Origin of the sequence: Holdemanella hominis (assembly GCF_014306155.1) — a bacterium.
Taxonomy (GTDB): Bacteria; Bacillota_I; Bacilli_A; order Erysipelotrichales; family Erysipelotrichaceae; genus Holdemanella; species Holdemanella hominis.
Genome location: NZ_JACRWH010000120.1, coordinates 1 through 1,076 on the forward strand (window position 1 = coordinate 1; position 1,076 = coordinate 1,076).

Annotated in this window: 1 protein-coding gene; it reads right to left on the reverse strand. The window is 35.2% G+C overall.

Annotated features, from left to right (window positions below; translation table 11 throughout):
- The coding region (locus tag H8911_RS12150) for a carbamoyl phosphate synthase preATP-grasp domain-containing protein (protein WP_500784414.1) at positions 1–1,076 on the reverse strand (1,076 nt) is incomplete at both ends.

Sequence of the window (1,076 nt, forward strand, 5' to 3'; positions counted from 1 at the left end):
CCAAATTGAACAATAACACCCAATGGTTTTTCTAAATCAATAACGTGCATTACATCTTCTGTAGTTAGTGGTTCAAAATACAATTTGTCACTAATTGAGAAATCGGTTGATACAGTTTCTGGGTTGTTGTTGATGACGATGGCTTCATATCCTTCTTCACGCAAAGTCTGTACACAATGTACTGTCGCATAGTCAAACTCAACACCTTGTCCAATACGAATTGGTCCTGAACCTAACACAACGATTTTTTTACGATCTGTACGTTCAGATTCATTTTTATTATCATAACTTGAATAGAAGTATGGAGTTGCACTCTTGAATTCACCCGCACAAGTATCTACCATCTTATATACTGGCGTGATTCCATTTTCTTTACGCAAGTTATATAAATCGAATTCTTTCATTTCCCAGTTACGTGCAATGTAGCTATCCGCAAAACCATATTTCTTTAATTTACGCAAAACTTCAACATCTTTGGGATTTTCCATCATTAGCTTTTCTAAACTGATAATTCTTGACAAGTGACACAAGAAGAAATCATCCATTTTCGTCACATTATGAATGGTTTCCATATCATATCCATTGCGAAGCCACTGTGTAACCGCAAAAATTCTTTCATCATCACACTTCTTGATTTTTTCAAGTAATTCTTCTTTCGTTAATCCAGCCAATTCTTTTTTGTATATATGATCCACTTTCATCTCTAAAGAGCGAACTGCCTTCAAGAAAGATTCTTCAAAGTTACGTCCAATCGACATAATTTCACCAGTTGCCTTCATCTGAGTTCCTAAATGACGATCTGCATTAGGGAATTTATCAAATGGGAAACGCGCAAATTTCGTTACAATATAGTCTAATGCAGGTTCAAAACATGCATAACTTGTTTTAGTAATTGGGTTAATAATTTCATCTAAACCTAAACCAACCGCTAATTTAGCACTAATCTTCGCAATTGGGTATCCTGTTGCCTTACTAGCTAGAGCAGATGAACGAGATACACGAGGGTTAACTTCGATGACATAATATTTAAAACTATTTGGATTTAATGCCAACTGTACGTTACATCCTCCACAAAT